Origin of the sequence: Paenibacillus tyrphae (genome assembly GCF_024158745.1) — a bacterium.
In the GTDB taxonomy this organism is placed as follows: Bacteria; Bacillota; Bacilli; order Paenibacillales; family NBRC-103111; genus Paenibacillus_G; species Paenibacillus_G tyrfis_A.
This window is the reverse complement of the sequence record NZ_JAMZAW010000009.1, coordinates 53,897-79,457: the sequence shown is the minus strand read 5'-3', so window position 1 is coordinate 79,457 and position 25,561 is coordinate 53,897. Positions and strand designations below refer to the sequence as shown.

Genomic DNA, 25,561 nt, shown 5'->3' with positions numbered 1-25,561 from the left:
TCAGGAGAAGTGTGTAACAACCCGCATAGCCGCGATATCGGCATATTTATCGAAAAACGAAGGCCCGTTGCCTTCGTTTTCGTGCGCTTGGCAAGTGAAAAAACCGGGTTTTCCTACTCAAAGGAATAAAGAACCGAACCTTTTTCCGATAAAGAGACAATATAGGGTGTAAGCTGCTTACTCAGGAGGGCCCTCTGAATGCAAAGTGAATATATGTACCAATTACTTATAAAAATGAAAGATGGTGATCAACAGGCGTTTCAAACGATGTATGATGCTACCTATCGGGATGTCTACCGAACCGTCTCCTTTCTTGTGGATCATCAGCAGGATCGGGAAGATGTCATGAACGAGATCTATATGCAAATGTGGACCTCTCTTGCCAACTACGATACGAACCGTCCTTTCCACTTCTGGCTGCACGGCTTGGTCATCCGCCAAGTGCAGCGATTTCGGGTCAAGAGCTGGAGGAGATTCCGAATTTTTGAACGCATCCGTATCTTCTCTCGGGAAGAGCATCATTGGGATGAGCCTACTGTGATCTTGGAGGGGACGAACCAAGAGATATCGCAGGCAATCCAAAAACTGACCGACAAACAGCGAACGGTGATTATCCTCCGCTTTTTTCACGACTATTCTCTTGAGGAAATCGCGACATTGCTCGGTATTCCGCTGGGTACAGTCAAGTCCAGATATCATGCTGGTCTTCAGTCGCTTCGAAAAAACATAGGGAATCTCCTCCCGGAAAGGATGGAAAAGACCAATGCCTATGGAACGCAAAATCCGTGAACATCTGCTCAAAGAGGCAGAAACGATGGAGTGCCCACCGGCCATTTCCAAACGAATTGAACAATCGTATTCTCAATATTTGCAACGAAAAAGGAGCGAAATAACCATGAAAAAACGATTAATTGGCGGAATAGTTACTGCTGCGATTTTGGTTCCAACCGCAGCATTTGGGGCCCCTCCCCTGATTGAAATGATTACCAGAAAACCAATGACCGCTGAACAAGTCAAGGTGGATGAGGTTGGCAAAGCAACGCTTGAGAAGCTGTATAGCGCATTTCCCGAAACAAAATCGTTTGAGATTATCGATGCAAGCAACGCTCAAGGTGACGTATTCAAACCGGCAGACTCCACTGGTCTATCCCAAATGAAAGTGAACCAAACAAGCATCATACTGCAGGAAAAAGGAGGAACCGGCAAAAAGATTACCCTTCAAACTGACGGTATTTCGGGTGAGATTGAACACGTGGATCAAGAGAATTGGGAGCCTAAGGAGAAGCCGCTCATTACTTTAACCGATCAGGAAATCAAGGCGAAGGTAGATCATCTCATTGATAAAATGTATGGTAACGTCAAAGCGTACGAGTTTGCTATGGAACAAATGGAGAACTCAAATCAACAAAAAACATTGATGTTGAATTACATCATAAAGGGATCAGAATCACCGTTCTACCAGGTATTTGTTCATGACAATGCAATTAATCTTACTCGGGTAGGAGGTGAACCTGCACCTTCACACATTAAAGTAGAAGGTTTATTCACTAGAGATGGTAAGCCTGATTATATTTATGATTCCATTTTGAACGATGATAAACTGTTTTCTTTACTAAAAATTAGCCCGACAGAATTAAAAGAAGAATTGGCAAAAGGTAAATCTGTTGCGGATATTGCAGCATCTAAAAATATCTCTAAACAACAAGTGTACGAGGTGATTGCAAATACACAGGTTGAAAAACAAATGGAAGCTGAACAAAATGGGGTAGTTCCTAAAAGCAATCGTTCAAAGGAACAAATGTTAAAAGAAATTGAACCAAAATTATTACCAGTCATTGACCACAAAAATGAAACACCACAGAAGAAATAACAAGGCAATACAATCAGTGTTGGCGTAGTCGGGGAACAGGAGTACAATAACCTCAACTCTGAACGGTGACCCGTAAGATGGAACACTTTAAAAAAGTGTCCCTCCTGCGGGTCATTTGTGTTTAGCGCAATTAGGTATTGTTTTTTGCGAGGAAGCGTTCGAGTATGACACGATGGCTTTTAACCAATTCGGGAACCTCTTGAAGATCGAAAAATTGAAAAGCCAACGATTCCGCATCGTTAATAAAAGGCTGGCCCGTAAAGCTTCTGGTTGAATAAGCAATGGTTACGACATAAAATTCGTCCCCATTCGGAGCCTTGATAAAGTTTTGCGGTCCCGAAAACACATCAATGAGTTCTAACTCCCCGATCGTGATACCTGCTTCCTCCAGCAATTCGCGACGAGCCGTATCCTCCGCGGTTTCCCCTAATTCCATGAGACCTCCGGGGATTCCCCAGGCCCCCAACGGATGTTTGCGTTGTTGAAGCAAGATTCTGTCATTGCTGTCCTGAACAATAACCACAGAGCCGACAAAAATTAAAGGCCGATGTCCTACAAGGCTTCGCAATTCCTCAATATATCCCATCTCCACACTCCTGCATACCAAGATGTAACCTTCCATTATCCATATCTTAGCATAAACTGACTCTTAAAGTCTTTTTTGCCACCTTAGTTCAAATGCTGGGCGCTGTCCTGTTGCTAGGATTAACGTTCATCAGCGAAGCAATCAGGAATAAGAAGTCTGTCTTTCTAGCGCAGCATTTTGTCCCACCTCTACGATCTCTCCGCTCTTCCGATCGTCGCCAAGCCAACTCCAGCCAACACCATGCCCATTCCGAGCACTTGCTGCCATGTCATTATCGTGTCATATAGCACGACAGAGAACAAGGTCGTCACAATGGGCGTCAGATTCAGGTAAATGCTGGCCCGGCTCGCCCCAATCTGTTCAACCCCTTTATTAAAGATGACATAGCCGATCAGCGTACCGAAACCATTTAGACGATCAGGTAACATCCGTCCCTATTTTGTAAAAATCGATATATTTCATAATTTCCGCGATTCCCGCGAATTTCATAGTAAGCTGCTGGTTTAAATTTTGCAGCGCAAGCTGAAACGATCGATCGATTTTGGAATAACTGTGCATGTCCAAATCATTTAAAAGCTGTTTCATATTTTCCATATAATAAACGGTTCTTCTTAAACTGCCTATGACCAATATTTTTCTTAATTCGGGTACGGTAAAGATCCTGTACCCATTGTCTTTATCTCTTTCGGAGCGAATCAGTCCCTCTTTCTCCCAATGTCTAATCGCAGAAGTGTTTACTCCGGCAATTTCCGCTACTTTTCCAATGGACATCGAATTCGTTATTTTCACATTTCTATACGTGGTAAAATTGGAGTTTTTGACCATAGCAAGTATTTCTTCCACTCGTTGCTTTTCTTCTTGAATCTGATGCAGCTGCCGATTCACTAACCAAAGGGCATCAATGATATCTCCATTCTTAATTTTTTTCATGACATCATAAACAACGGGGATCTCATATCCCTTCAATAAGGATCGAATCGTCATAAAAGCTTGGTAATGAATGGACATGTAGGTTCGATGATTTCCTGCGGTTCTCGGCACATCAGGAATTAATCCTTGCTCTTCATATCTCCTCAACGTGGTCGTGCTTACGTTTAGTGCATTCGCAATTTGTGTAGGCGTATAGGTTTTTTGCACCCTTCCCACTCCTTATCCTTGAAGTGAAAGCTTCAAGTGCTACGTTAACCTAAAAACATCAAATGTGACATCCTTGCCTATTTCATCCTGAGAAACCGAAATATTGCATGAATGTTGTATGGTAGTAGTATAAACCGCTTAGGAGTGATTATCATGAAAAAAATCGTAGAATTACATGACGGCTCAACATTGGAGGTCGGTTTAACCGGAAATCCTTCCGACAAGGTCATTATGCTGCCTGTAGCGAAAAAATCGGTTTACGGTCAGGAAGCCGAGAGCTTGAAATTGTGGGGCGTAGATCCTGAATTGGGAAAAAACTTTGTCGAAGGCCTTTCCGACACGTTTCAAGTTTTGTATTTTGATTACGAAGGTCATCTATTTGAAAATCCCCAACCGGACAGTCTCACACCTGAAAACATGGCACAAGATCTCTTACGTATAGCTGATGAAATGAATGTGGGGAAGTTTAGTTATTACGGTTACTCCTGGTTGGCGTTGGTCGGATTGCAATTGGCGATCAGAACCAACCGGCTGGAAAGTCTGATTATGGGCGGATACCCGCCGTATGAAGGACCCTATAAAGAAATGATGACCGTAACGGAAAAAACTTACGAGCAAGCCTTAAATCATCATAACATCCCTGAAAATCCACCCGAAGTACATGCCACCCCTGAGGAAATCGATTGGAACAACATCCAGGTGAAAATCGATCCCAATCAAACGAAACAATTTTTCACGATGTATCAAAGCTTAATGGATTTTGACGACAAAGAAATTCAAGACAGATTGAATTTCCCTAAACTGGCTTTCGCAGGTGAAAAAGATACCATTGTTTATGGCGAGAACTTTGGAAGTGTTACGGTGGATATCATCGGTTTGTTTCAAAAAAATGAGAAACAATTAAAATCCTTCGGCTGGGACATAGAAATTTTAAAAGGAAACGACATGGATCATACCAAAGCCATGCAGCCTGCCAGCGTCTTGCCCTTGATAAAACCGTGGTTAATACGTGCTCTTGACTTAAGTCAATGACCAGTCGACCTCCTCCTAATACAATGAACATAAATCATGTCATCTAGGAGGCTATCTTATGGCTGAGCGAAAATCTGCTTTAACCGCGGGTATATCCCTTATCCTCATGGCACTTGCTGCATTTTTTTCCTATGGCTTTGTCCATGGAAGCCTTGTGGTGAAGGGCAATGCCGCGACCACATTTAACAACATCGTGTCATCTTATATTCCTCTACAAGGATATCGTCAGCGATTGCCTGTTGTTCCTCATCGGTAAGAGAGGTAAATTTAGTCATATACTTGAACAATATGCTTTTCATTTCTCGTTCCTTTCCTCTCATCATGGCCGAATCTCCTGTTTATATTATAAACCTACACAAAAAGCCCCTAAAATAAAATAGGGGCTTTTCTTGGTATAAGCAAAATTCATTATTAATTTCGAATGAGATAATCAAATGCGCCTAAGGCAGCATTTGCACCCGATCCCATGGAAATAATGATCTGCTTATAAGGACTATTGGTGCAGTCGCCAGCCGCAAACACACCGGGGACGTTCGTAGCGCCATGACGATCTACGACGATCTCTCCGAAGCGAGTGCGATCAACCGTATCCGCTAACCAATCGGTATTAGGTACAAGTCCGATCTGAACAAACACGCCCTGCAATTCGATATGATGCTCTTCTCCCGAATCGCCGTCGACGTACGTAATCCCGTTGACTTTGTCCGTGCCGGTAATTTCTTTGGTTTGAACGTTCTTGTGCACCGTCACGTTCGGGAGGCTGTACAGTCGCTTCTGCAGGACAGCATCGGCCTTCAGCTCGGGCATGAACTCCAGCACCGTCACATGCTTCACGATACCTGCAAGATCAATGGCCGCCTCGATACCGGAGTTGCCGCCGCCGATCACGGCTACGTCTTTCCCTGCAAATAAGGGACCGTCGCAGTGAGGGCAGTAGGCTACGCCTTTGTTCTTGAATTCCGCTTCGCCGGGAACGCCGACATTACGCCAACGTGCGCCGGTGGAGACAATGACGGTCTTGCTCTTCAACACAGCCCCGTTTTCGAGTTCGATTTCGACGAGATCCTTCTTCTCCAAGCGCTTCGCGCGCTGGAGCTTCATCACGTCAATGCCGTATTCCTTGACATGTTCCTCAAGGCTCGCCACAAGCTTAGGGCCTTCGGTGTATTTGACGCTGATGAAGTTCTCGATGCCCATAGTATCCATGACCTGACCGCCGAAACGCTCGGCGACAATCCCGGTACGAATGCCTTTGCGTGCCGCATAGATCGCCGCGCTGGCGCCGGCGGGACCTCCACCGACGACAAGCACGTCATACGGCTCCTTATTCGCAAATTCGGATGCGTCGGGAGCCGTCCCCAACTTGGTGAGAATTTCTTCCAGCGACATTCGACCGCTGCCGAAAAATTCGCCATTGAGGTAAACCGAAGGCACAGCCATGACGTTTTTGCTCTCGACCTCTGCTTTGTATGCTGCACCGTCGATCATCGTATGCGAGATGCCAGGGTTCAGGACGCTCATGACGTTCAGTGCCTGTACGACATCGGGACAGTTGTGGCAGCTCAGGCTGACATAGGTCTCGAAGCGATATTCGCCGCGGATGTTCTTGATCTGATCGATGAGGTGCTGTTCCACCTTGGGTGGCCTTCCGCTCGCTTGCAGCAGTGCAAGCACCAAGGAAGTGAACTCATGTCCTAAGGGGATGCCAGCAAAAGCAATCCCCGTGTCTTCCCCCGCACGGTTCACATGGAAGCTTGGCGTTCGGGACAATTCGGTTCTCTCCACCGTAATTTTGGAGGATAAGCTGGCGATTTCATCCACCAGCTCCAGCATTTCATGGGATACGGCATCGGACCCCGCACTCACTTGGATCTGCACATCGCCTTCCATGAGCTGCAGGTATTGACTTAGTTGTTCTCTAATATCTGCGTCCAGTGCCATAAGTTTTCACTCCTTAGATCTTTCCGACAAGATCGAGGCTCGGCTTCAGCGTTGCGGAACCTTCTTGCCACTTCGCAGGGCATACTTCGCCCGGGTTGTTGCGAACATATTGGGCAGCTTTGATCTTGTTCACCAGAATGCTTGCATCGCGGCCGATGCCACCCGCATTGATTTCAACAGCTTGGATTACGCCGTCCGGATCGATAATGAACGTACCACGATCCGCCAGACCGTCGGCTTCGATCAACACGTCGAAGTTGCGGGAGATCGTATGCGAAGGATCGCCGATCATGATATAAGTGATTTTGCCGATTGTCTCGGAGCTATCGTGCCATGCTTTATGCGTAAAGTGAGTATCCGTGGAGACGGAGTATACTTCAACGCCGAGGCCTTTCAACGTTTCGTATTGGTTTTGCAGATCTTCAAGTTCCGTCGGGCATACGAACGTGAAGTCAGCCGGGTAGAAGCAAACAACGCTCCATTTTCCTTTGAAATCAGCTTCCGTAACATCGATAAACTTGCCGTTGTGATAAGCCGATGCTTTGAATGGTTTTACTTCTGTTCCGATAAGAGACATACTGATTTTTCCTCCTTAGATTTGGGTTGAATTTTCGCTTATGTATAAATAATAACACAGACCGTTGTTTTGATCATGAAGCTACAATGAGGATATTATGAAGGTATGATGAAGATCATGAAGCTAGACCAAGCGCTGCAAAGCACCTTTTCAAGCCCGTTGCAAGTTTTCCCGAAATAATCTGCTGTTATACATTACGAAAGATTGCAGTAAAGCTAAAAGGCCTTAGTCCCATGGAAATCGGAACGAAGGCCGCTTAACTTATTTCTTATTTTTGCATTGTCTAAATGGCAGGTTGCAGTTCGTTGCTTAGACCAAGCGCCCGCCCTGTCGAAGTATGAATTTCTTCGATAAGCTCCGGGTTTTTCAGTAGCGACACGCCATAAGAAGGAATCATTTCTTTTATTTTCGGTTCCCACGCTTTTAATTGCTGCGGGAAGCATCTTTTAATTAACTCCAGCATAACGGAAACGGCGGTCGAAGCTCCCGGAGAAGCGCCGAGCAATGCAGCGATCGAGCCATCGGCGGCACTAATCACTTCCGTACCGAATTGAAGCGTTCCTTTGCCCGCAGCCGTATCCTTGATAACTTGCACACGTTGGCCCGCTACGACCATACCCCAATCCTCCCTTTTGGCGTTCGGGATAAACTCGCGCAACTCTTCCATACGCTGTTCTTTCGATAGCATCACTTGTTGAATCAGGTATTTCGTCAATGGAACGTTTTTGGCACCTGCCGCCAACATCGTAAAGACATTATTCGGCTTCACGGAACCTATCAAATCAAACATGGAGCCGGTTTTCAAAAACTTGGGCGAGAAGCCGGCAAACGGTCCAAAGAGCAATGATTTTTTGTTGTCGATAAATCTGGTGTCCAGATGCGGAACAGACATCGGAGGAGCGCCAACCTTAGCCTTACCGTATACTTTGGCATGATGCTGCGCTACAACATCCGGATTTTTGCACACCATAAATAGTCCGCTTACCGGGAATCCTCCGATATGCTTCCCTTCGGGAATACCGGATTTTTGCAGCAAAGGCAAGCTGCCTCCACCGCCGCCGATAAAGACGAATTTCGCCGTATGGCGTTCGACGGACCCGTTATCGACATTACGCACTTTCAATTCCCACGAGCCGTCGCTGGCACGTTTAATATCATCTACACTATGCTTGAATTTGATATCGACGTTCTTGCTCTTTAAGTGATCAAACAACATACGCGTTAAAGCGCCAAAGTTGACATCCGTTCCGGATTCGATTCTTGTGGCCGCCATAGGTTCATTCGTGGTCCGGCCTTGCATAATCAGCGGAATCCATTCCATCAGCTTGCCCGGGTCATCGGAAAATTCCATGCCTTGGAACAGAGGATTGTCTGACAGCGCTTCAAAACGTTTTTTCAAGAACGTTACATTTTCTTCCCCTTGTACCAAACTCAAATGAGGCAAGGGCATGATAAAGTCCTGCGGATTGCGAATCAGATTGCTTTTTACAAGATAAGACCAAAACTGCTTGGAAACCTGATACTCTTCGTTAATTTTGATGGCTTTGCTAATATCTATCGATCCGTCCTGTTTTTCGACGGTGTAGTTAAGCTCGCACAGTGCAGCATGCCCCGTTCCCGCATTATTCCATTCGTTAGAGCTTTCCTCTCCTGCGGTTGCGAGCTTCTCAAAAACTGTAATGTTCCAGTCCGGTACTAATTCCTTCAGCAGCGTTCCTAAAGTCGCACTCATGATTCCAGCACCAATTAAGATAACGTCTGTTTTGGTTTGTCTGTTACTCATTTTAACCGTCCTTACGCGCTATTATTTGAAGAAAAGATGTGGCACTCTTGCTTTAGGCTACACAGCAAGCTAGGGCGCGACCTAGTCACACCCTTTTCTGGATCAATTATAACCTGTCATTCTTAAATCAAGATTAATATATCTACTATTATATGATAGTTGCCTGCTATTTAAAAGCCGGAAAATTCAAGTGATTGCAGTTAAGAAGTGAGAAATTGTCCATAAAACTCTAGGAATACACAAAAAACCAAGGCCTTAACCCCGCTGCTTGTTAGGGTTGTAGCTTTGGTTTGTCGTTTCTGGTGAATATTAAAACATGCTACGAAACCAATTCCCCGCCATCATCTCTTTTTGATCACGCTCGCACAAGATACGCACAAGATTGGAAATGGCCCCGTTGCTCTCGCGGTCCTTCTCCGTAAGAAAGTTTTCAACAAGGGCGCGATCGCCAAACAGAACAAGGTCGAAGTATTCGTTCACTTCGGCATCGGATAGCCTCGTTGCTGCTAGCTGAAACGGGTGGTGAAGCGCGGAAAATAAAAAATAGTAGCGTTCCTCATCATCCCTAAGAACATGAAAATGGTCTTCGGAGATTTGGAACTCAAAATGGTATGATACGAACCCGCTCTCCACCGGCAAATAATATATCAGGATGCCATCGCGCTCCACTACTATCGGCGCATAAGGTTTACGCTGGAGTAATGTTCGCTCACTCATCGATTCCGGCCTCCTCTCGTAGATTTTATTTCATTCTAACGGATCGCCTGAAATTCGTCACCCGCCATTAGGGCTTCCCGCGGCTGCTTCTTCAAGCCGTTCAAGACGGGTTAAATGTGATCCTGTAGAGGGTAGTACCATTGTTCAAAAAAAGCTCTTCGAAGCCCGCCTATTCGCGAGAATCGAAGAGCTTTTCTTACTGGCCTTTCAGAGCATGCTCGATTCGCTTATCCGGCACGAACCAGATGACGGCGACGAGTACGAAAAAGAAGCACGGTATCCAAGGACTCACATAGGCGGTGACCACCGCGATCAAGTAGAGAAAAGGAGATAATTTCACCTTCCAGTCTTTGCCCATCGATACGACGAATGAGGAATCGCCGGAATGCTGTTTAATAATCGCGCGCTGAAGCAGCCGGTACGAGAACGCCGATAGCAGTAGAATAATGCCGTACAGCGCCGTTGGAGTAGGTGCAAAATGGCTTTCCCCCATCCAAGCCGTCGTGAACGGTATAAGGGATAGCCAGAAGAGAAGCAGCAGGTTGAGCCACATCAACCGCCCGTGCACCGTTCGAACCATGTGCAGCAGGTGATGATGATTGTTCCAGTAGATGCCGATATATACGAAACTGAAGATGTAGCTGAGTATTTTCGGGCCAAGTCCGATTAGCGCATACCAGTCATGGCCTTCCGGCAATTTGAATTCCAGCACCATGATCGTAATGATAATCGCCAATACGCCATCGCTGAACGCTTCCATCCGGTTCGCTTTCATCGTGTTCCACCTTTTCTCGCTCTCGCGCTCGTTTAGCCTTTTCGACACCAGTAACTTTGCATAAAACAATACATCTTGTCAAGCTAAACTCGCGCGCACCCGAACAATATCCGCTCCAGCTTATATTTGACAGTTCAGTACAAAATTATTATGATGTTTTTATTAGATTGTGCAGGAAGGGAGTAGAATGAGGTGAGTAAAAGCGGAAGACCACGGGAATTTAAAGATACCGCAGTGATCGATGCAGCTATGGAATTGTTCTGGGAAAATGGCTACGAAGCTTGTTCGACGGAGGATCTGTGCAAACAAACCGGTCTTGGAAGAGGAAGCTTATACAATGCATACGGAAGTAAGCACGAGCTTTATCAACAAGCCCTCTTGCGTTACCATGAAACCGGCATCCAAGCCCAGATTGAGATTCTTAACCAGCAAGGACCTATAAAAGACCGACTTCGTGCTTTGCTCGATTGGGCTATCCAAGAGGACTTTTCAAACGAGAACCGAAGAGGCTGCCTATTGATCAATGCTGCCATGGAACGCGCACAAAGAGATCCGGCGGTCGAACGCCTATTCAAACGACACGTGGATTTGCTGGAGCAGGCTCTGCAACAGGCGATTGAGACTGGACAGCTGTCGGGAGAAATCTCGCGGACCCATCAGGCTTCGGATTTAGCCCACCTCTTTCTAAGCAATTATTATGGACTCCGGGTACTCAATGCCGCTGCTCAGAATCGTGAAAGGGCCGTTCAGATGGCCAAAGCAACGTTGGAAGTCTTGTTCTAGCGTTGCGCTTTTTTGCGGCTAATTTTGTACTAATCATTACAATTTTTTCGAAAATAGGAGGTTAATCATATGCCGTTAGCTATTTATGTACTGGGAATGATGATCTTTTCCATGACTACTGCCGAATTCACGGTGGCCGGAATCATGACTTCGTTATCGAAGGAGTTTGACGTATCCATTGCTTCCATCGGCTACCTTATATCTGCTTATGCTGCGGGGATGATTGTGGGGGGTCCTTTGTTAGCGATTGGTTTGTCCAAAGTGTCGAAGAAACGGGCCTTCTTATGGATTTCGGCCATATTCCTCTTCGGTCAGACACTTGGCGCGTTAGCCATCGGTTATGAGATGATGATGGTTGCCCGGATCATTACCGGCATTTCCTCTGCTGCTTGCTTCGGCGTTTCGCTTGGCATTTGCTTTGACTTCGTCAGTCCTCAGTATCGTGGTCGTGCCGCATCCATCGTCCTTGGCGGTTTAATGGTGGCTACCGCGCTCGGATTGCCTGCGGCGATGCTCTTCAACCAATACTTCGGATGGCGCTCCAGTTTTTGGGCGGTTGTCGTACTGGTCTTGCTGTCTGGACTTTTGGGCATGAAAGTGATCCCCGCCGCGTCCAAGCCGGAGTCCGTTAGTTTGCGCAGTGAACTGGCGAGCTTCAAAAACCCGAATCTATGGGCTGCCTATGCGACCAGCCTTCTCATTATCGGCGCGACGTTTGCTGCATTCAGTTATTTTGCGCCTATTCTTACCGACCTCTCCGGCTTCGACACAGCGACGATTCCGCTTCTGTTAGGGATATACGGCATAGCGACAGTGGCAGGAAACCTGGTTACTGGCAGACTTGCCGATCGATTTATGATGCCAACCTTAACCATAGGATTGGTACTCTTGACTGCCGCGCTGATGATGTTCGGAATCTATGCCCACAGTCCGTACGTTTCTGTCATTGCCGTCATTATGATTGGACTAACGGGAGTGACCCTGAATCCCGCGATGTCGACCCGCATCACCCGCGTTGCTGGGACCGGCACGCTGGTTACGACCGTTCACGGGTCCGTTATTAGCCTCGGCGTCGTCGCCGGCTCTTCCATCGGAGGACTGGCCATCGACGCTGGATATGGACTCCGTTCTCCGTTATGGGTAGGTTTCGTTCTGGCGATCCTGGGCTTGATTTCATTACTTCCTTACTTCAAGCAAGCTGAAGCGCCGGCCATCACGGTGAAGAGCAAGTGTTAATTTTTCCAACCGACAAATAAAGAAGGAGCTTGTCGCGGCGTGACAGCTCCTAGTTTCTCCCCGCCCCCTTAACTTGCAGCTCTACATCGTAAATGTGCTAAGTAAAGACGGCCATATAGAAATTTTCTCACGGCAGGACGGACATGATGTTTCCCCCGCTAAATAATGCAGATGCCCGGCCAATGATTGCTCTCCGATCGCTTCCGCCCGTTCCGCTAATGTTCGTATTTCTTCATCTGCCAATGACGTTGCCGGAACGATGACATGTGATTCCTGGCCAGTGTGAAAGACGGGATCGTGTTCGTAGGCTTGAAGGATTTCTGTATTATCTTCATTAGGCCATACGAATACATCTTCCTCGCAGGCCGGACACACGGCCACATACTCATCCCCGTTAATAAACGTCATCAGCATGTTGGCAACGTTATACGAACCTCGATAAGCAGCGTCCGCCACAAGAATATAACGTTTCTCCGTCTCATCGATGGAATCATGAGCTGTATAGGCGAATACTTCCTTTGTAAGCGCCTTGAGCTTGCCTATTGCCTCTATATATTCACGATACAATTCAGTACAAACGGAGCTGCCTGCATCTTCGGCCAGTTCCGCCCAAGATTCCGGAAATGGCGCCTCATCGCGCTCATCACGGCTTGCCTCGATTATACCGCAATTGATAAACAGCTCTTTGCGCACTTCCGCGTCAGATATGGAACATGCGATCTCTGCCAAAAACGGCATCGCCGCGTATGTAACCGTATAGATCGTATTTTGATGGAACAAATGCTCCTGAAAGAGTTCGTCAAAAATCTCCTGGCTATATTGCCCCATTAGCCGCTGCAGTAACACAGGTACATTCTCTGCTGAACCGTACGGTCCTGCAAGCTTATCCCATACATCGCTATTCCACTTAAGCAAGCTCTCCCTCCGTTCCATGAAGTTATTTCGAATTTAATTGGACTGTTTCAGGTTTATTACTTGCTTTTCAGACACCCCGTAGGAGCTATCATACTTTCCGTACCAGTTAGTATTGCAATTCCTCCTGTCTAATGTAATGAAATTATTCTTTATCAAAATAATCATCTGGCAAATTTAATTCTTTCAAACAATCTATAAATTTTTCCCTGAAATTATTATTGTTTTTATATTCCGGCCATGCGGCCTTATAATAAGGCAATAACTTCTCATGAGGGATAATGCCCCAAAATAGAATAGAGTTTTTCACAACCTCCTTGTTGCCACCCATTAACACCTGTTCAATGATCTCCCAACCTTCCGATTTGTCATTGCAACTGCGTGTGGCATAGATTGCGGCGGTTTGTATATTCGAGTCGGCGTGGCACAAAAAGGGCGCAAAGTTTTGGAGTGTAATCGCGCCGGAAGATTCTAAAACATACCCCACATGACGTAACGTTTCCGGGTCGTGTACCCTGTCGAGACTTTGCACTATCACTTTTATAAATTCCGATAAATCAACAGATTTACCATACCAGTTCAGAATCTGTAAAGCGTGTAATAAATCCTCATTTCTATCCGAATGCAACAGCTCCAGAAGATAGTCTCTTCCCGCATCGAAAGAGGTCTTGCAGATTAGCCGAATGGCTATGGTGCGATCTTTTTGTCCTTGATCAGCAACATTTTTAAAAAAATCAATGGTTGGCTGCGAGATTTTCTTAAACTTGAACATTCCATCAAGCGCTTTTGATTTGATTTCTTCGTTTGGGGCGTTTTGATAAACCTGGATCAACGCATTTTCATCGCCCGGCATTCTGCTGCCAAACCACCCGATATCATAATCCAGAATAATTTCGTCCAGCCAGCGCTCATACCAGTCCAGAAAATTATCTTCATAGACAAAGAAAAAGGGATGATCAGGATAAAAACCTGAAGTGTAAACGATTTTCCCCCTATGTTCCCCTTCAAGCACGAGATACATATCGTATTCGCAGCCTTGTGTGCCAATGCACAGCATGCCACCCATCACCATATTACGGGCGGCGTCGTATTCCGGATCGGAGATGTCCTCATCATTGATCAAGGGTTCGGTTAGATGGTTCCATTCCTCTTTTGTCATTCCGGGGTGCAGAACGCATTTTGCAGCCAATGCATTTCTATCGGTATAGGAAGTGGCCTTATCAATCGAATAAATCCCGTAATACGGCCCGGCGCCTCCATTTCCAACTTTCGTTAAAAACTGCGTATAAGGCTCCGGGAGTGTGATCTGATTTTTTACTTGCCAGTCCGCAAGCTCTTTTGCTGTAAGCTTTTCATAAACCCTGTATTTGTGTGAGGATGCTCCAAACACCAAAAAATCCGTATCTTTGCGCATGGCCTTTTCGAGTTTGTTTTTTATTCGATCAAGCTGCGTTTCTTTCTTCCAAAACAACATATTGACCTCCCTTGTTGATTATAGCCGGGTTAAGCTATAAATTATTGCCAGTATATCACATTTTGCTCTGCCATTTCGTCGTCAATGGGGAACAAGAATAGGGAACCGCCCAGCTTGTTCAATGTGATTGCCTGGTTTCCCAAAGTTGTAGATCATTCCCAGTGGGGGCCGGATTCCGAAACGAGCTTGCCGCGGCGCGATAGTCTCCTAGGAAATCAATTGATTAACGTAGTTGACGAAACGTTTATGCTCTCTTGAAAATGAACAGGCTCCTTACAACATTTTCAAACAGAACTGTTTCAGCTATAATGAAAGGATATGAATGGGAGAAATCCTATTCATTTATCTGTTTTTATACATAAAAATACACCATGGAGGAGCCCGACGATGAAAAAGAAGTTTTTATCCTTACTCATGGCCATTGTAATGGCCCTACCAGTCAGCGTATCCGTATATGCTGATGAAACGCCGCCGCCAGCGACTAGAGGAGAGATCGTTAATACCTTGTTGACGGCAGCCGACGCTTATACATCCGGAATTAATAAAGAAGCCGTTATTCAAGGCTATGAAGACGGACAATTGAGAGAGAAGGAGCCGGCTAAGAAGATTGAAGCATTAGTCATGTTGAGCAGGGCATTCGGCGAATTGCCGAAGCCTGTCGGAAATGACCTGCGCAGTGGGGCATTTGGCGTCGAGTTCACCGATGTACCGGCTTGGGCTAAGGAAGATATCGAAAAACTGGCCAAAGCAGGCGTGCTGACGGGTAACCCTGACGGCACATTAGGCGTAAACGACAATATGACGATCGCTGAGTTCCAAACCATTATCGCCAGAGTGTGGGCGCTTGAAGGCTCCCATTTAAATGACGATTTTTATGAAACAATCAATAAGCAGTGGTTAAATAAATCGACAATTTCGGCAGGGGAAATCATGGGTGGCGGATTTCCAGAGCTACACAAACAAAATAACGATAAAATAGCAAAAATAATAGATGAGCTGACCGGCAAACAATTCGCAGAAGGAACAAAAGAACAGAAGCTTGCCGACTTCTATGCGACGGCGTTGGATACCGAAAATAGAAATAAACAAGGGATCAAGCCCATTCAAAAATATGTAACGGCAATTGACGGGGCGAAAACTCTTGACGAGCTTGTTCAAACAGATCTTGCCATGGAGAAAGAATTAGGTCTAAGCATGTTATCCCGCTTTACAATCATGGGCGATGCAAAGAACAGCAGTAAAAATGCTTTGTATTACACCGGATTGACCACGGGTCTGGACAAAAACAGCTTTGTAACGGAAGATGCGAAAGCAAAAAAAGCCTATTTTCAATATATAACCAAAATTCTCGCGCTGACGGGGGAAGAAGAGTCTGCAGCGAAAGCCCGTGCCGAGAAGGTTTATGAAATGGAAAAAAGCTTAGCTTCCGTGTCGCTTGAACCTCATGAACAAGGCGACGTCAATAAATACTATAATCCGTATACGATCGAACAATTCGATGACCTGTTTAAAGAAGTAGATATGAAACAGACCTTGAAATCGATGAAAGTCGACAATGTCGATAAAGTGATCGTAATCGATGTGAAACTGGCACAAAAAGGCGCGGAGTTCTTGACTGAATCTAATCTTGAAGTGCTTAAAGCTTACTCCAAAGTACAACTGATTACGGCAACAGGCGGTTTGTTGTCGGATGAATTCAGAAACGCCGCAAATGATTTTTCCGCAGCACTATACGGCGTTTCAGGGAAAAAAACAGATCGGGAAATTGCAGTATCCATGACCAAGACCACGATGAGCGGATATTTGGAGCAAATGTTTGCCGAGAAACATTTTTCGCCGGAAGCTAAACAAGATGTTGAGCAAATGGTAAAGAAATTAATCGCTACGTATGAGAAAAGAATAAAATCGCTTGATTGGATGTCAGAAACAACAAAAGCTAAAGCGATTAAGAAGCTGGATACGATGATTATTAAGATCGGATATCCGGATAAGTGGGATACGACATTAGACAAAATAGCTATCAAGACATACGACGAAGGCGGTTCGCTGTTCTCTAATTCCTTAGCAGTAACCACAGCATCCATTGATAAGTTGAAAGCAAAGCTGGGAAAACCGGTGGATAGAACGGAATGGGGAACCAGCGTTTATACAGTAAATGCTTTCTACAATGCGCTTAATAACGAAATTACGTTCCCTGCCGGTATTCTCCAAGCGCCTTTCTATGACATTAACGCTAAACCTGAAGAAAACTTTGGATCCATTGGCATGATCATCGGCCACGAGATCAGTCATGCATTTGATAACAACGGATCGGCATACGACGAGAATGGCAATGCAAATAACTGGTGGACGGAAGAGGACTTTAAGAAATTCAAAGAGAAAAACCAGGAACTGATTGAGTTCTATAATGGAATTGAGATTGTTCCGGGTGTGGTGAACGACGGTCTGCTTACATTAAGCGAGAATGTCGCCGATTTAGGCGGAATGGCCGCTTCACTGCAAGTTGTATCCGAAAAGAGCAATCCGGATTATAAAGCGTATTTCGAAAGTAATGCTAAAATGTGGAAATCAACGACCACAAAAGAATTTGCAGCGACCCTAAGCACAAACGATGTACATTCAGCCAATAAAGTTCGAGTCAACCGCACGATTGTGAACTTCCCGGAATTCTATGAAACCTATGGAATTAAGCCTGGGGATGGCATGTTTGTCGCTCCGGAGGATCGTGTCTCGATCTGGTAAAAATAAGAGCGGATAGGAATAATTCGTGAATCGCGCCAGTTGAAAAAACCTGATTCTAGGTGTCTACCGACACATTAGCTATCTAGGTGTTTTCGCTGGCGCTTTTTTGCGCTCCACTTTGTTCATTATTTTCACTTTCATTCAGTAATCGCGCGCTGCATCGAACCAGCGTTGAGCCATCTCCTCTGGTATAGGCTGACCGATCAGGTGGTCAGACTGGCTTAGTTGCCATACTGCTTCACCAAGGTCTTCACGTTCAGTGGTTTCGATGCCTTTGAGGGTATTGAAGCGTACGCTGAAGGCGGTAATGGCTGCCTCGGCATCGGCAAAGCTGCGGGCCTGGGCCAAGGTTGCCTGTGCAACGTCGTAAGCTTCGTTAGCCAGCTTGGCCAGACGTTTAGGCCAGGACGAGAACGGACGGCCAAACTCGGTCGTCCACCACTCAGGCTTTCGCAATTGGCTCACTGAAGCATGACCGGTCCACGGGCGGGTATTAGCGCGTGTTTTCATTTGCTGCTTTAGGCGCTTGCCCGTGATCTCTTCCACGTTGTAGGCGATAAATCTGTCAAGCAGCGGCCACGCGCTCAAGGGTGGTAAGTCACCCAGATCGGGCATAAAGCGCAGCTCCAGATTCGTTAACCGGGCATGATGGGCCAGCAAGTCCAAGTTGCAGAAGTTCCCCCACAAACTCAGTGAGCTAAGGTTTGGGAACCGGTTCAGACACTCCAGCGAGATAGGTTGTCCCAGTGGCTCGTTCCGGAGCGTCAGGCTCGTGACCTGATGCAACTCACCCATGTCGGGCAGCAAGAAGGCGGCATCACTCTTGCGTCGGCTGGTGCGCGGCGCCAGTGTCAGAGAATATGGCAAATCGCCAATGGCCGAAAAGCGTGATAGATCGCCGGCCACACTCAGGCGGAAATATTCAAAGACCTGCCGCTTCGGAAGCTTCAGGTGCAAACGGCTCCCGGACTGGTCCAGTTCGATATACAAGCCATGCACAATGGACTGGCTGGCGTCCGCCACCGTGTCTGCAGGCAGGATCGGAACCCATGCCATTTCTTCAATGGGGCGTTCCTGCGCCCAGTCGAAGAAGCCCGCGTCGCTGCCCGTATAGCGCAGAAATCGCGGCCAGGGCGAGCCGGCCGGTGTGGCGAAGGCATTGAATACGTTCCAATCGACTTGCGCATCGGGCGCGACGTGAAGGTCTGCCTTTTTGCCTAATTGCGCCGGTCCAATGGCGAGGCTGCCCACACCGGGCTCAATGACAAGCGTGTGACTGCGAGGACCCGTCAGGTCGATAGGATAGCGACCATCTCCTCTAATAGAACCGACAGGAGGACAAGCCTGGTTATTCTTTGGCATTTCTATCATCCTTTCTTCCAGATGCCTGTGTACTGCTTTATGTGAAGAGCGATATCGCTTTTTCCAATTCATCTGATTTCACGTAAAATTTTCTTCAGGTCGATGGGGAGATAAGGGATATATGCATAAAGGACAGAACGCATTGAATTGAAGCCCATTACAAAAGACAGAAAAGGAGGATCTGTATGCACAGAGTGACCAAAATCAGATTTACGCTCTTTTACGGTGAAGCGCCGCTCCAACAGATTGCAGGGGGAATTGGCATCGCATTGTTCGTCGGCATCATGTCGTCTGGAGCCAATCGTTACCTGCACCATTCGCTCGATCCCACTGCGATGCATGAGAAGACACAAAGCATGGTTTCCGGTCTTCAAACGGTTTTTTGGATTGAATTTATTTTTGCCATACTTATTTTGGTGCTGGGTTGGTTTATAAGCAGTGGCTACTACAAACGATGAGAGGATTCAAAGAAAGTTAAACAAGCTGACACCGGTAGAGTTCCGGTGCCAGCTTTACCATGCAACTATCCAATATTTGAATATACTCTAAGACAACGCTTTGGCCAGCAAGTAGAACCGGTGCTGTGTCACCTCAAAGTAACCTTGCTGTTCAATAAGCAGGTGAATGCTGTACAGCTCTTCTCTGTATTTATCGACTTCGAAATCCGGAATCTGCCACGGAACGGCCTTCAAATAATAGACCAGTGCGCCGACATCATAGAATCGTTGACTAAGAAATTGCTCAGACTGTTTCACAACTTCAAAGTGGTTCTCCCGCACTCCCCGCATGGCGACATCGAGCTTCCATTCCGCAAATGCTGTATTTAACGGCACGCCGAATCGTTCGTTGATCTCAAAGCAATCGGTGCCTCCCGACTGTTGAGTGAGGAAGTAGCCGCCATCGGTGAGCACCCGCCGAATCTCCCGCGGCGAATAAGCTTCATGCTTGTTCAGCACCAGATCGAACTGGCCGGTCTCAAAAGGAAGATGCTCGTCATCCTCCACAGAAAGGACAGTCACACCCAGCGGCTCCAATCGTTCCTTGGCGACGGACAAATTCGGCCGATAGCCTTCGGTGGCGCAAACGGATTTCGGCCACGGCCTCAACATCGACAACAGCTCACCGCCGCCGGTTCCCATATCCAGCATCGCCTCGGCATCCCGCATGAGAGGGATGGCCATGCTTCCGTATGACCATGCCAAGCAGTCGCTATTCATTCGTCCCGTTTCCACAATATGCGAAAAATCCCATCCCGAGAATGGCTGATTCGCTTGCCCGATCCAATGTTCAAATTGCTTGTCTTCTCTTCTCATCTAAAAGCCCCTCCAATATCGTGATCTGCAAATCGAATATGACTCCATTTACAGATACCGTCCGGTGGGCCACGTGCATAAGGAGATAAGACTTAGTATTCGTGCTCAATCGATCGCATAGAAGTGCTCCTCACAATTCATACAGTCACCTTTTCCGATGAAGGTCCTCCAGCAGTACTGTCAGCGATTGGGTTTTTCCTTCACCATATCATAGATTCACGGCCATGTCGATACGCTCCCGCGCTTCTGCAAGTCGTCTTATATATTAGAATATGATACCGATGATTACTGCAGAGAGAATACTTACAAGCGTCGAACCATATAACAATTTCAGCCCGAAACGGGCAACGACGTTACCTTGTTTTTCATTCAATCCTTTGACGGCCCCCACAATGGTACCAATAGATCCAAAGTTAGCAAATGAAATCAGAAATACGGATACAATGGCAGAGGTACGCTCACTTAAACTGCTTTGGATCTTAACGAAATCAAGCATGGCAACAAATTCGTTCGCAACAAGTTTTGTCGCCATGATACTGCCAGCCTTAACAGCCTCATGCCATGGTATACCCATAAGAAAAGCAACTGGCGCGAAGACATATCCTAAAATACCTTGGAATGAAATGCCGAATACGCTACTGAAGACTCCATTAATTAAAGCAATTAATCCAACAAAACCAACTAACATGACCCCAACTACTACAGCTACTTTAAAACCATCCATAATATATTCGCCCAGCATTTCGAAGAATGTCTGTTTTTCTTCATCCTGAACAACAACAATATCCTCTTCCGGTTTCACTTCGTACGGATTAATTATGGAGGCAACGATAAAACCGCCAAATAAGTTTAACAACAATGCTGCCACGACATATCTTGGCTGCAGCATAGTCATATATGACCCAACAATGGACATAGATACCGTCGACATGGCTGACGCGCATAGTGTGTATAAGCGGTTTTTGGACAATAATCCTAGTTGATTTTTTACGGATATAAACACTTCATTTTGCCCTACAATGGCTGCCGCAACTGCGTTATAAGACTCCAATTTTCCCATTCCATTTATTTTGCTTAGCACTAAACCAATATACCTTATAATAAAAGGAAGTATTTTATAATGCTGCAGAATCCCTATTAATGCTGACATAAATACAATTGGCATCAGAACAAAAAGGAAGAATGTATGCGCCCCTTCGTTGGCAATCCCGCCAAAGACAAAATTAATACCCGCGTTGGCGTATTCAAGCAATTTTGCAAAGCTGTTTGCAAAACCCTTAATTAAAAATTCCCCTACACTCGTTTTTAGTAAAATCAATCCTAACCCAATCTGAATAACAATCATTGCAAGGATTGGGCGGTATTTAATCTTTCTCTTATCATTACTCGCGAGCCAGGCCAGCAAGAGAACAATAATCAAACCAGCAACCGAAAGTATATGATGCATGTCTATATTCCTCCAATGGGATGTTGTTTGCTCCTTCTCCACCATAATGTGCATGTACTGCCCAAGGTGAAGAAAGCGGTTGCAATTTAGTGATGATGCTTCGTCCCATGCCTTCCTTTCCATATCAAGCCTTGTTCTACAATAATGGCTAACAGGCTTCCACAGATTAACCCATTATTCAGAATAGCGACTACAATCGGAGATAAGTGAACGGTGGCTGATGCCGGCATAAACATTAATCCAACGCCAACTAACAAAGACACACCGCTAACTATTAAAGTTCGTTCTTGATGAATCACACTTTGTAACTCCTTCAGAGACAATCCAACCATTTTGACAAAAATAACGAATGTAACCGCATAGCCAATAGGAGCAGGTATAGCCGCAATGATATTCATCATTGGCGGGAGCAGGGAGATGCCGATCACTAAGCTGCAGCCAATTAAAAACGGTTTGCGTTCCCTCATCCCTGTTTGTTCAACAAATCCTGCCGCTCCTGAAATAGGGACTGAACCGATGGCCCCTAAGCAGCCGCAAATGAAATGGCTAATTCCAGAAGTATATCCTGCACGTAAATAACGCTGATGGTCTACTGCGCCCTTTTGCTTCATAACGGTCTCCATCAAACGAATGGACGCTATGGCATTGGTTATTAACAACAGGGTTAATAAACACGCAGTAGCAATGGTTCCAATATCGAAGCGGGGTCTGCCGAATGGGAAGATCTCCGGAAGTTTAAATATCGTATCCGCCTGTGGAATCACTGGCATATTCCCGCAAATAGCAAACAACAGCCAACCGAAAAAAATGCTAATGATTACCGAGAACCGTTGCAGTAACAACAATCGGCTATTCCCCAGCCAAAAGGTTATGCAGACTACAATCACACTAAGTAAGAGCACCTTGCCATCTAACATAGTGCGGCTTGATGTAATTCCCATCATCCCTTTCATGAAAGAACCGCTTAATTGCAGTATCAATAACAGTAAATAGATAAAGGTTACTGTTGGGGTAAAGAGGCGGGCGATTCTATCCATCAGCTTAAACAGGGAGAGCAAGATAAATATACCGCCGCTCATCATCATTCCTCCGCCTAACGCCTGCAAGGCAGCAAGATGCGAAGTGAATAATACCCCCACTAGACTGGCGTATATGGTAAAGATGCTCCACCACAAACCTGCCGGACCCTCATGAATGGGTAACTTATGGCCAATCAACCCTTGTAGAAAGCCTGCGATTCCTAACGCAATAAGGGTGCTGTGGATAAGCTCCGCAGTCTCTACGGGCGTTAAATTGTACAAATCTGCAATCGCGATTGGTGCAGCAATTGCACCGGCGATCATAAAGATCATCCACTGCAATCCAGATAGAAGTATCCTCATTTCCTTAGTCACCAATAACTGTATTCAGGGCTATTTCGACCATTTCGTAGAAGGATTGCTCACTTTCCTTTTGGGTCAGGCGTTCATTGGTTAGCAATTGACTTCCGACTGTCAGAATAGATAATGCCTGTACGCCATATTTAGCAGCTAACGTATACAGGGAGGTGCTCTCCATCTCTACCGCCAATACTCCGAAATCCATAAACTTGTGCAGCCTGTCCAATGTTTCACGGTAGAATTCATCCGAGTTATAGATGTTGCCTACGAATACATTTACCTGTTTAGCCTGTGCTTGCTGGTATGCCTTTAATAGCAAGGAGAAATCCGCCGTCGGCGCATAATTGCAGCCATAGAAGATTTTCTCGGTCAGATTGCTATCTGAGGAAACGGCTTGAGCTAATATGATATCCCGGATATTGAGCTCTTTTTGCATAGCGCCGCATGTGCCAATGCGAATCAGCTTCTTAGCCCCGTAATCATTAATCAATTCAGATGCATAGATGCTCATCGATGGATTTCCCATCCCTGTTCCTTGAACGGAAACCGCTACACCCTTGTACATACCGGTGTACCCGTACATCCCTCTTACTTCGTTATAACAATAAGCCTCGTCCAAGAAATGCTCTGCTACAAATTTTGCCCGCAAAGGGTCCCCTGGCAGCAGCACGCGTTCGGCTACTTCTCCATTCTTTGCGCCTAAATGTACGCTCATATCTGTTCCTCCCTCTTATTTCCGTTCCCATACTTTGTTGCCGACTAGGGAGACCGTTTTCAACCCCCGCTCCAACTAAGATCAGAAGCTACCTAGAGTTTACGGTTTTTCTATATGAACAAACTAGACCAAAATTTTACGCAGAGAACAGGAGAAAGTTGACCAAATTATAAAAGCAATTCTTTACGGATATTATCGAAATCCCTTTTCGAGGGAATCGTAGAAATAATAACAACCGGCACACTCTGTAATTCAACAGGAAAATTACTTATGACGAAATCAATCTGATGCTGCTTCACAATTTCATCATTTAGCCCTTTCATAATTGAAGTATTAATGATGAGCTTGTCACCGATTTCCTTCTTTATCAAATTTGCTATGTAATGACGGATGGAGAATTCCTCTCCAATGACAATGAAAGCCTTTTTGCTTTTATAACGTAGGTTTGAGCTTACTAATAGCGTTAGTTTTGTTAGATGAAAGTCATTATACAGTACTGATGGGTAAGCTGATTTCCAGTTTTGCATGCAGGCTTGCAGCCCCTGATAAATCTGCTGACATTCATTTTGGACATAGGAAGTTAAGTTGCTTTGTGAAATCAACAGCAACTCAGGAATTGCATTATCAATGAGGAGCTTGTCAAAGAACTCATATAGCTCCCAGATAAAGCGCTCCTTCACATCAATATTTGGATAAGCCTCAACCAGGATCGTTAAAAACTGGTCCGCCATTTGATGCACTTCTTTATTTTTGTACATTTCAGCCTCTTTCCTGAGTGCCATCTCTGATCCATCATAATAATTGTATTGGCTGAGGCTAAACATGGATTGCATAAAGAATAATTCGCTTTTTGATAAGTTCATGCCCATCATTTGTTCAAGCCCACTTGTCATGTTAATCATTGGCAAATAAAAAATACCTTGTTCCCAAGGATATATTTTCTCCGTGATTTCAATATCATTTCCTTTCATAACTCTTTCCAAAACGATAGCCGTTAAAAAGGACAGCCTTCTTTTAGAATTGATAAAAAAGACGATATTCATCTCATTCTCTATATTTGTAATTAACTGATTTATCGAAGTCTGATCGACTGTCTCAAAAGGCCAGCCCGTAAACTCGTACGCATCACAATACAGCTTCCAATAGAAGTATCGAATATTAATTTCGTTCCCTTTTATCGCAGGAGAAGAATAAGTAATTCGTATATGATACGGTTTCAGATCATTATTATTAAGTTGTGAGATCAGTTTCTTCAAGGAAGAAGAACTCATGAACATGGCTTCAGCCAGTTCTTCTGCTGAGTATCGACCTGTATGAGTAAACAATAAATTCATCAGTCGATAAAACACAGTTTGCCTTACCATCTTAGAAATCACTTCATTAACCGTTTGGCTTCGCCCATCACGTTGAAGTAAGACCCCCTTCCCTCTGGAGACTTCAATGGCTATAGCAGGCGGTAAATGCTTGCTGATCTCTTCTACCATTTTGCGAATGGTTTTATCTGAGATCCCTAATTTTTTTTCAATTTCGGCTAGGGTAAACCATCGCTGCTCCGTATCAAGCAAAGTCAACAATTGGCTGGCTAGTTTGAATTCCTTATCCATCTTCTCACCTTTTTTATTAAATATTTCGATTTGGAAAATACGAATGGGATTAAGTAAAATGTGAATGTTTATAGTATACACAAGAACTAATTATCTAAAACTTTCATCATGATTTGCTTACAATTCTCCCTCGCCCGTAACCGGCTTAACGGCAAAAAAATAGCCTGCGATGAACG

22 protein-coding genes and 2 pseudogenes are annotated in these 25,561 nt (G+C 45.4%); 8 read left to right on the top strand and 16 right to left on the bottom strand.

Going from position 1 to position 25,561, the window contains the following annotated elements; translation table 11 throughout:
* Positions 1-198 precede the first annotated feature (198 nt).
* Positions 199-789: a sigma-70 family RNA polymerase sigma factor gene (locus NI000_RS14880; RefSeq protein ID WP_253411777.1), complete on the top strand. Its 591-nt coding sequence runs from the start codon at positions 199-201 to the stop codon at positions 787-789.
* Positions 764-1,870 (top strand): hypothetical protein, encoded by a 1,107-nt coding sequence (locus NI000_RS14875; RefSeq protein WP_253411775.1) that lies wholly within the window; start codon positions 764-766, stop codon positions 1,868-1,870. The genes NI000_RS14880 and NI000_RS14875 overlap by 26 nt, the downstream gene beginning before the upstream one ends.
* Positions 1,871-2,000: 130 nt before the next feature.
* On the opposite strand, the gene NI000_RS14870 is transcribed toward NI000_RS14875, so the two are convergent.
* From NI000_RS14870 to NI000_RS14860, 3 genes and pseudogenes are all read right to left on the bottom strand, one after another.
* On the bottom strand, positions 2,001-2,456 hold the full coding sequence (locus tag NI000_RS14870) for an NUDIX hydrolase (protein ID WP_253411773.1): 456 nt from the start codon (positions 2,454-2,456) through the stop codon (positions 2,001-2,003).
* A 188-nt stretch (positions 2,457-2,644) separates the two neighbouring features.
* A pseudogene (locus NI000_RS14865) lies at positions 2,645-2,857 on the bottom strand (EamA family transporter); the annotation flags it as partial.
* Between the two features lie 16 nt (positions 2,858-2,873).
* The gene (locus tag NI000_RS14860; RefSeq protein ID WP_253411771.1) at positions 2,874-3,593 is read right to left on the bottom strand and encodes a MerR family DNA-binding transcriptional regulator; all 720 of its coding nucleotides are present in this window, start codon (positions 3,591-3,593) and stop codon (positions 2,874-2,876) included.
* A gap of 153 nt (positions 3,594-3,746) precedes the next feature.
* Between NI000_RS14860 and NI000_RS14855 the strand changes: the two genes are divergently transcribed.
* Together NI000_RS14855 and NI000_RS14850 are read left to right on the top strand one after the other, a co-directional pair.
* Positions 3,747-4,625 carry an alpha/beta fold hydrolase gene (locus NI000_RS14855; RefSeq protein ID WP_253411769.1) on the top strand — a complete coding sequence of 293 codons (879 nt, stop codon included), beginning with the start codon at positions 3,747-3,749 and terminating at the stop codon, positions 4,623-4,625.
* Positions 4,626-4,683: 58 nt separating this feature from the next.
* Positions 4,684-4,827: pseudogene (locus NI000_RS14850) on the top strand (DUF4386 family protein); the annotation flags it as partial.
* A gap of 209 nt (positions 4,828-5,036) precedes the next feature.
* Here NI000_RS14850 and ahpF read toward each other — a convergent pair.
* From ahpF to NI000_RS14825, 5 genes are all read right to left on the bottom strand, one after another.
* The gene (gene ahpF, locus NI000_RS14845) at positions 5,037-6,566 is read right to left on the bottom strand and encodes an alkyl hydroperoxide reductase subunit F (RefSeq protein WP_253411767.1); all 1,530 of its coding nucleotides are present in this window, start codon (positions 6,564-6,566) and stop codon (positions 5,037-5,039) included.
* A gap of 13 nt (positions 6,567-6,579) precedes the next feature.
* Positions 6,580-7,143, bottom strand: a complete 564-nt coding sequence (ahpC, locus tag NI000_RS14840; protein WP_036692003.1) for an alkyl hydroperoxide reductase subunit C — start codon at positions 7,141-7,143, stop codon at positions 6,580-6,582.
* A gap of 283 nt (positions 7,144-7,426) precedes the next feature.
* Positions 7,427-8,926: a malate:quinone oxidoreductase gene (locus NI000_RS14835; RefSeq protein WP_253411765.1), complete on the bottom strand. Its 1,500-nt coding sequence runs from the start codon at positions 8,924-8,926 to the stop codon at positions 7,427-7,429.
* Positions 8,927-9,235: 309 nt separating this feature from the next.
* Positions 9,236-9,643: a hypothetical protein gene (locus NI000_RS14830; RefSeq protein WP_253411764.1), complete on the bottom strand. Its 408-nt coding sequence runs from the start codon at positions 9,641-9,643 to the stop codon at positions 9,236-9,238.
* Between the two features lie 196 nt (positions 9,644-9,839).
* On the bottom strand, positions 9,840-10,418 hold the full coding sequence (locus NI000_RS14825) for a TMEM175 family protein (protein WP_253411763.1): 579 nt from the start codon (positions 10,416-10,418) through the stop codon (positions 9,840-9,842).
* Positions 10,419-10,610: 192 nt separating this feature from the next.
* On the opposite strand from NI000_RS14825, the gene NI000_RS14820 reads away from it, so the two are divergent.
* On the top strand, positions 10,611-11,201 hold the full coding sequence (locus NI000_RS14820; RefSeq protein WP_253411761.1) for a TetR/AcrR family transcriptional regulator: 591 nt from the start codon (positions 10,611-10,613) through the stop codon (positions 11,199-11,201).
* 69 nt (positions 11,202-11,270) lie between these two features.
* Positions 11,271-12,437: an MFS transporter gene (locus NI000_RS14815; protein WP_253411759.1), complete on the top strand. Its 1,167-nt coding sequence runs from the start codon at positions 11,271-11,273 to the stop codon at positions 12,435-12,437.
* An 81-nt stretch (positions 12,438-12,518) separates the two neighbouring features.
* On the opposite strand, the gene NI000_RS14810 is transcribed toward NI000_RS14815, so the two are convergent.
* Complete coding sequence (locus NI000_RS14810) at positions 12,519-13,352, bottom strand: hypothetical protein (RefSeq protein ID WP_253411757.1); 834 nt, start codon at positions 13,350-13,352, stop codon at positions 12,519-12,521.
* A gap of 142 nt (positions 13,353-13,494) precedes the next feature.
* Positions 13,495-14,823, bottom strand: coding sequence for an SMI1/KNR4 family protein (locus NI000_RS14805; RefSeq protein ID WP_253411755.1), 1,329 nt, complete (start codon positions 14,821-14,823; stop codon positions 13,495-13,497).
* Positions 14,824-15,210: 387 nt separating this feature from the next.
* Between NI000_RS14805 and NI000_RS14800 the strand changes: the two genes are divergently transcribed.
* Complete coding sequence (locus NI000_RS14800) at positions 15,211-17,565, top strand: M13-type metalloendopeptidase (RefSeq protein WP_253411753.1); 2,355 nt, start codon at positions 15,211-15,213, stop codon at positions 17,563-17,565.
* Between the two features lie 141 nt (positions 17,566-17,706).
* Here the strand turns inward: NI000_RS14800 and NI000_RS14795 are convergent, their stop codons facing one another.
* Positions 17,707-18,927 (bottom strand): hypothetical protein, encoded by a 1,221-nt coding sequence (locus NI000_RS14795; protein WP_253412124.1) that lies wholly within the window; start codon positions 18,925-18,927, stop codon positions 17,707-17,709.
* 185 nt (positions 18,928-19,112) lie between these two features.
* Here NI000_RS14795 and NI000_RS14790 point away from each other — a divergent pair, with 185 nt between their 5' ends.
* Positions 19,113-19,385, top strand: coding sequence for a hypothetical protein (locus tag NI000_RS14790; RefSeq protein ID WP_253411751.1), 273 nt, complete (start codon positions 19,113-19,115; stop codon positions 19,383-19,385).
* 87 nt (positions 19,386-19,472) lie between these two features.
* Here NI000_RS14790 and NI000_RS14785 read toward each other — a convergent pair whose 3' ends face one another.
* The 5 genes from NI000_RS14785 to NI000_RS14765 all read right to left on the bottom strand — a co-directional run bounded on the left by NI000_RS14785 (position 19,473) and on the right by NI000_RS14765 (position 25,385).
* Positions 19,473-20,240 (bottom strand): class I SAM-dependent methyltransferase, encoded by a 768-nt coding sequence (locus NI000_RS14785; RefSeq protein ID WP_253411749.1) that lies wholly within the window; start codon positions 20,238-20,240, stop codon positions 19,473-19,475.
* Positions 20,241-20,505: 265 nt separating this feature from the next.
* A complete protein-coding gene (locus NI000_RS14780) occupies positions 20,506-21,687 on the bottom strand; it encodes a NupC/NupG family nucleoside CNT transporter (protein WP_253411747.1) in 1,182 nt (393 codons plus the stop codon).
* Between the two features lie 86 nt (positions 21,688-21,773).
* On the bottom strand, positions 21,774-23,069 hold the full coding sequence (locus NI000_RS14775; protein WP_301292508.1) for a purine/pyrimidine permease: 1,296 nt from the start codon (positions 23,067-23,069) through the stop codon (positions 21,774-21,776).
* Between the two features lie 4 nt (positions 23,070-23,073).
* Positions 23,074-23,781, bottom strand: a complete 708-nt coding sequence (deoD, locus tag NI000_RS14770; protein WP_253411744.1) for a purine-nucleoside phosphorylase — start codon at positions 23,779-23,781, stop codon at positions 23,074-23,076.
* A 167-nt stretch (positions 23,782-23,948) separates the two neighbouring features.
* The gene (locus NI000_RS14765) at positions 23,949-25,385 is read right to left on the bottom strand and encodes a helix-turn-helix domain-containing protein (RefSeq protein WP_253411742.1); all 1,437 of its coding nucleotides are present in this window, start codon (positions 25,383-25,385) and stop codon (positions 23,949-23,951) included.
* Positions 25,386-25,561 lie beyond the last annotated feature (176 nt).

Bases quoted from the DNA above. Each gene is read 5' to 3' on its own strand.
- NI000_RS14765 (WP_253411742.1), bottom strand. From the start codon at position 25,385: ATGGATAAGGAATTCAAACTAGCCAGCCAATTGTTGACTTTGCTTGAT.
- NI000_RS14790 (WP_253411751.1), top strand. From the start codon at position 19,113: ATGCACAGAGTGACCAAAATCAGATTTACGCTCTTTTACGGTGAAGCG.
- NI000_RS14800 (WP_253411753.1), top strand. From the start codon at position 15,211: ATGAAAAAGAAGTTTTTATCCTTACTCATGGCCATTGTAATGGCCCTA.
- NI000_RS14855 (WP_253411769.1), top strand. From the start codon at position 3,747: ATGAAAAAAATCGTAGAATTACATGACGGCTCAACATTGGAGGTCGGT.
- NI000_RS14805 (WP_253411755.1), bottom strand. From the start codon at position 14,823: ATGTTGTTTTGGAAGAAAGAAACGCAGCTTGATCGAATAAAAAACAAA.
- NI000_RS14775 (WP_301292508.1), bottom strand. From the start codon at position 23,069: ATGAGGATACTTCTATCTGGATTGCAGTGGATGATCTTTATGATCGCC.
- NI000_RS14795 (WP_253412124.1), bottom strand. From the start codon at position 18,927: ATGCCAAAGAATAACCAGGCTTGTCCTCCTGTCGGTTCTATTAGAGGA.
- NI000_RS14815 (WP_253411759.1), top strand. From the start codon at position 11,271: ATGCCGTTAGCTATTTATGTACTGGGAATGATGATCTTTTCCATGACT.
- NI000_RS14835 (WP_253411765.1), bottom strand. From the start codon at position 8,926: ATGAGTAACAGACAAACCAAAACAGACGTTATCTTAATTGGTGCTGGA.
- deoD (WP_253411744.1), bottom strand. From the start codon at position 23,781: ATGAGCGTACATTTAGGCGCAAAGAATGGAGAAGTAGCCGAACGCGTG.
- ahpC (WP_036692003.1), bottom strand. From the start codon at position 7,143: ATGTCTCTTATCGGAACAGAAGTAAAACCATTCAAAGCATCGGCTTAT.
- ahpF (WP_253411767.1), bottom strand. From the start codon at position 6,566: ATGGCACTGGACGCAGATATTAGAGAACAACTAAGTCAATACCTGCAG.
- NI000_RS14870 (WP_253411773.1), bottom strand. From the start codon at position 2,456: ATGGGATATATTGAGGAATTGCGAAGCCTTGTAGGACATCGGCCTTTA.
- NI000_RS14830 (WP_253411764.1), bottom strand. From the start codon at position 9,643: ATGAGTGAGCGAACATTACTCCAGCGTAAACCTTATGCGCCGATAGTA.
- NI000_RS14825 (WP_253411763.1), bottom strand. From the start codon at position 10,418: ATGAAAGCGAACCGGATGGAAGCGTTCAGCGATGGCGTATTGGCGATT.
- NI000_RS14785 (WP_253411749.1), bottom strand. From the start codon at position 20,240: ATGAGAAGAGAAGACAAGCAATTTGAACATTGGATCGGGCAAGCGAAT.
- NI000_RS14875 (WP_253411775.1), top strand. From the start codon at position 764: ATGCCTATGGAACGCAAAATCCGTGAACATCTGCTCAAAGAGGCAGAA.
- NI000_RS14780 (WP_253411747.1), bottom strand. From the start codon at position 21,687: ATGCATCATATACTTTCGGTTGCTGGTTTGATTATTGTTCTCTTGCTG.
- NI000_RS14880 (WP_253411777.1), top strand. From the start codon at position 199: ATGCAAAGTGAATATATGTACCAATTACTTATAAAAATGAAAGATGGT.